General features: G+C 37.4%; 3 protein-coding genes. 1 reads left to right on the forward strand and 2 read right to left on the reverse strand.

The features are described 5' to 3' along the window. Positions 1 to 279: 279 nt before the first annotated feature. Positions 280 to 840: a GTP cyclohydrolase I FolE gene (gene folE / locus HPY74_20765; protein NSW93039.1), complete on the forward strand. Its 561-nt coding sequence runs from the start codon at positions 280 to 282 to the stop codon at positions 838 to 840. A 16-nt stretch (positions 841 to 856) separates the two neighbouring features. Here the strand turns inward: folE and tmk (HPY74_20770) are convergent, their stop codons facing one another. Further along, positions 857 to 1549: a dTMP kinase gene (gene tmk / locus HPY74_20770; protein ID NSW93040.1), complete on the reverse strand. Its 693-nt coding sequence runs from the start codon at positions 1547 to 1549 to the stop codon at positions 857 to 859. A gap of 4 nt (positions 1550 to 1553) precedes the next feature. Beyond that, positions 1554 to 2264 (reverse strand): dTMP kinase, encoded by a 711-nt coding sequence (gene tmk / locus HPY74_20775; GenBank protein NSW93041.1) that lies wholly within the window; start codon positions 2262 to 2264, stop codon positions 1554 to 1556. Between the last annotated feature and the right edge of the window lie 143 nt (positions 2265 to 2407).

The following is a 2407-nucleotide window of genomic DNA, read 5'->3' on the forward strand; positions in this document are numbered from 1 at the left end:
GGTTATAGTGTTATCCGATGACTTAAACGTATGGTTAAATTTATGTAATATTATTATATAATTGGATAAAATTACTAACGCAGCCACTATTAATGGATAAGAATAAAATTTTCATGCTTCAGCTCTGCCAATACATACTCTATATTTGACTTTTTAATTCGATTAAGTATAATCATAATTATTACAATAAACAAATAATTGATATGAACTAAAATGCAATGGAACATGCAGTAGCATGTATATTTATATTTTTATGTTATGAAAGGCAGATTAGGTATTATGATAGATAAGGAACGGATAAAAGCTGCGGTAAGAGAGATACTGGAGGCGATAGGAGAAGATCCCTGCAGAGAAGGACTTAAAGAAACACCTGATAGAGTTGCAAGGATGTGCGAAGAAATTTTTGCCGGTATGAACCAGGACCCGAGGGATGTTATAAAGGTGTTTAGCGAAGATGGGCATGAAGAGATTGTGATGGTTAAAGATATCCCCTTATATTCTGTATGTGAACACCATTTGCTACCTTTTATAGGAGTTGCCCATGTGGCTTACATACCTAACAAAGGGAAAATAGTTGGATTGAGCAAGCTGGCAAGGGTTGTGGAAGTAATTGCCAGACGCCCCCAATTACAGGAACGACTTACAAGCGAAATTGCCGATGTAATTATGGAAACGGTACAACCTCTTGGTGTAGCTGTAGTTGTAGAAGCTGAACATCTTTGTATGACAATGAGGGGGGTTAGGAAACCAGGGTCAAAGACAGTTACTTCAGCTTTAAGAGGCATAGTAAGAACACAGGCAAAGACAAGAGCGGAGGTTATGTCTTTAATACGGAGTTAACCAAGCAAGCCAAAACTTACTTGGAATCAAGGAATTCCCTTATCCTTGCCCTTATATCCTGCTGAATTTCCTGTGGGTTCCTTTCAGCATCAACTACAATAAAGTTATATTTTTTTGCCATTTCATCATATTCCTTTTTTAAGAGGGTGTGATACCTTTTGAAACTTTCAAACATGTCGCTGGAAAAGCATAAATCCATACCCGATTCCCAGTAGTCCAGGCAGCCATATTTTGAGAAAGCCCTATGAAGGAGAGCCTCAGGGTTAATACTTAGGTAAAATACCATGTCAGGGACCAAGGCAAATCCGAATAATTCCATTAACCATTCCTTGCTGGCGCCTCTTACAAAATCCCTCGCCATTAACGTAAAGATGTAGCGGTCTGCCAGTACTACAAATCCTGCTGAAAGGGCAGGTATAATTTTATTTTCCAGCTGGTCTGCAAAATCTGTGCTATATAGGAGGCTTAAAGTTTTCTTTCCCAGGGTATTACCCTTTTTAGCTTCAAATATTACATTCCCTATCAGGGTAGACCGTTTAAGGCCTGTATCCAATACTGCATGACCTTGAGTTTCCAACCAATCTTTAAGCATGGAGATTTGAGTCGAGCGGCCGGAACAATCAGGCCCTTCTATAACTATTAATTTGCCTGGCAAATCATTTAATTTTAAATAAGGGAGCCCCTTTCCATAAAACCGTTTTCTGACCATATCCCTAATACCTTCTTTCTTGCCAATGCTTACAGGGAGGCACATAGCCTTTTAAATTTTCTTTAACTATTTTCCTTACAATATTTTGCTGCACTTCAATTGGCTGAGATGCATCAATTACCGTAAACCCTTCCTCTTCCGCCATCTCATCATAATGTTTTTTAATTATTCCTTGGAATATTTTGAAGCTTTCAACGGGGTCATTGCTAAATCCCATATCCATCCCTGCTTCATGGTACTCAAGGTGCAGCCTTCCGGTAAGTATTCTATTTAGCGAAACCTGGAGCGGTGCCTGAAAATAAAAAATAATATCGGGTTTTACAGCAAAACTATAAACATTTTTAACCCATTCCCTATCACATCCCCTAGCCATATCTCTTGCGAAAGCAGTATATATGTACCTATCACAAAGGACAATGTAGCCTGCCCTGAGCTGAGGAAGAATCATTTTTTCATATCTGTCTGCAAAGTCACTTGCATGCATTAGGCTAAAAGTTGTAGGGGTTAGTAGGTTCTTTTTTTTGGCTTCACTTGTAGATTCCCTGATCAGTTCAGATGAATTCCATTCTGTAAAAAATACAATAAAACCCTCTGATTCAAGCCATCTTTTAAGGAGGTAAATTTGTGTGCTTTTCCCTGAACCGTCACACCCTTCCACCACATAAAGCTTGCCGGGAAGAGGATTGTTATCTGCCGGACCATATCTTGCATTTATACCTTGCAATTGTATCACCTTAACTTATTAATCCATTATAAATTAATCCATTATAATAATCCATTATAATAATATATATATAACTATAACTATAATAATTATAACTCTAATTTTCATTTTTGTCATTGAAATATTATTAAAAA

The sequence above is a fragment of the Bacillota bacterium genome, from assembly GCA_013314855.1.
GTDB lineage: Bacteria > Bacillota > Clostridia > Acetivibrionales > DUMC01 > Ch48.

Coding starts and splice junctions, on each gene's coding strand:
- tmk (NSW93040.1), bottom strand. CDS start 1,549: ATGGTCAGAAAACGGTTTTATGGAAAGGGGCTCCCTTATTTAAAATTA.
- folE (NSW93039.1), top strand. CDS start 280: ATGATAGATAAGGAACGGATAAAAGCTGCGGTAAGAGAGATACTGGAG.